General features: G+C 43.3%; 2 protein-coding genes. One reads left to right on the top strand and one right to left on the bottom strand.

The genetic code is table 11. The features are described from left to right. Positions 1-90: DUF4160 domain-containing protein (locus A3729_RS34540; protein WP_156497843.1), on the bottom strand; the 90-nt coding region annotated here is incomplete at its 3' end. 343 nt (positions 91-433) lie between these two features. On the opposite strand from A3729_RS34540, the gene A3729_RS30725 reads away from it, so the two are divergent. Further along, positions 434-1965 (top strand): IS3 family transposase gene (locus tag A3729_RS30725; RefSeq protein WP_369808172.1). Its coding sequence is split into 2 segments (ribosomal slippage): positions 434-878 and positions 878-1965, totalling 1533 coding nucleotides; the frame shifts between segments, so codons are not numbered across the junction. Positions 1966-2038: the final 73 nt, after the last annotated feature.

Here is a 2038-nt window from a genome sequence, read left to right as displayed (position 1 = left end):
CCCTGAGTACTTTGCATGAAAATGCGGAGGGTTATGATCGTTAAAATACATTGCGATCAATATTCCATAAAACCTACTTATTACCGGCATCCACCGCTCCAGTCTATAAATTTTCTCTATATCGTCAAACTTTAGTATTTACCGTATTTTTTAAACAGATGCCAATGACGTCCGCAAAACGGACCTTCATGACTGATCGATAAACAAAGATTTTTTGGCCAATATTGATCTGATCGGTTACTTCTGGAAAGTGAGATAAGCGGACATAACAGTTGGACTGTTTTTACAAAATTACGGCCAATATTCGCTAAGTGAAGCTTCTTCTATATGCTGTATGCATAAACAGTATNAAGAGGGATACCCCCCTGTGTCAGGATAGTTGTCGCCTCTGTTAATTTTTAATAATTGAATAGGAGGCGGTAAGAGAATATGAGTGAAGCATTATTCAAAAGAGTTTAAAGAAGCCATTGTTAAGAAGTGGCTTGAAAGTGGGTTATCATTAAGAACGTTTTCAGCCCAGGAAAACATAAACCTATCCACCTTGTATTCCTGGCGAGATAAATTTCAATTACCAGGTTCAAGTGTGACAAAAAGTAGTAGTCCAGATAACTGGTCTCCAGAAGCAAAGTTTTCAATTGTTCTGGAAACCGCCATGATGTCGGAGATAGAGCTAAGTGAGTATTGCCGAGAAAAAGGGCTGTACCCTGATCAGGTGAAGCAATGGAAACAATCTTGTATTAACAACAATATGACTGAGGCTCAGCGTAAGAAACAGGAAGCTGCAGAGCGCAAAGCAGATAAGAAGCGTATTAAGCAGTTAGAGAAGGAGCTAAAACGCAAAGATGCAGCACTTGCTGAAACTGCTGCATTATTGGTGCTCAGAAAAAAGCTCAATGCCTACTGGGGGGAAGACGAGGACAGCTAACCATGCTTCCAGATAGGCAATATTATGTGGAGCTGATTGATGAAGCCGTTAGTGCTGGAGCCAGAAGAGTGAAAGCCTGTGAGCTAATAGGCTTATCGCTTCGGACCTTACAACGCTGGATTGAAGATGGTGGCGTTACACAGGACAAAAGACAGTCAGCTATTAGACCTGAGCCAAAGAATAAGTTGTCAGAAACCGAGCGACAGAGCATTATCAATATCTGTAACGAGCCCGAATATGCGGACCTTCCACCCAGCCAAATCGTACCAAGGCTAGCGGATAAAGGGCAATATATTGCTTCTGAGTCCAGCTTTTATCGTGTGCTCAAAGCACATAATCAACTGGCTCACAGGGGGCGAGACAAGCCCAAAAATGGTACGAAGAAACCGAAGGGATATACGGCCACTGGGCCAAATGAAGTCTGGAGTTGGGATATTACGTACTGCCCTGCAACTGTGATAGGGCGGTATTATTACCTGTATATGATAGAAGATATCTTCAGTCGCAAAATTGTTGGCTGGGAAGTGCATGAGTCCGAGCAAGGAGAACATGCAGCAGCATTGCTTGAGCGCAGTGTTTGGTCAGAAAAGTGCGTCAGAAAATCCCTGGTGTTGCACTCGGATAATGGTAGCCCAATGAAGAGCTTAACAATGCAAGCAAAAATGCAGGATTTGGGTGTCGCCAGCTCTCGAAGTCGGCCTGGTGTAAGTAATGATAATCCGTTTTCAGAATCACTATTTCGAACCCTGAAGTACTGTCGTCGATGGCCATCTGAGGGATTTAAATCAATCGATGAAGCAAGAACTTGGGTGAAAGAGTTTGTCACTTGGTACAACACAGAGCACCGGCATAGTCGAATTAACTTTGTTACCCCAGAGCAAAGGCACTTAGGTCTGGATGAAGAAATATTATCGAAGAGGGATGAGCTTTATCGCAAGATGAAAAGAAAGAACCAAATAAGGTGGTCAAAAGCTACGCGGAACTGGGAGAAAGTGGGTGACGTTAAGTTGAACCCGGAGAAGGAAAAACAAGCAGCTTAAATGCTCAGGCGACAACTACCTTGAAAAACGCCGTGATNGCAAACGGTGATCGAGTAATCGCAACGACTGATCA

The organism is Oleiphilus sp. HI0043 (assembly GCF_001634935.1).
Note: the sequence above shows the minus strand (reverse complement) of the source record. Positions and strands in the feature narration are given on the sequence as shown.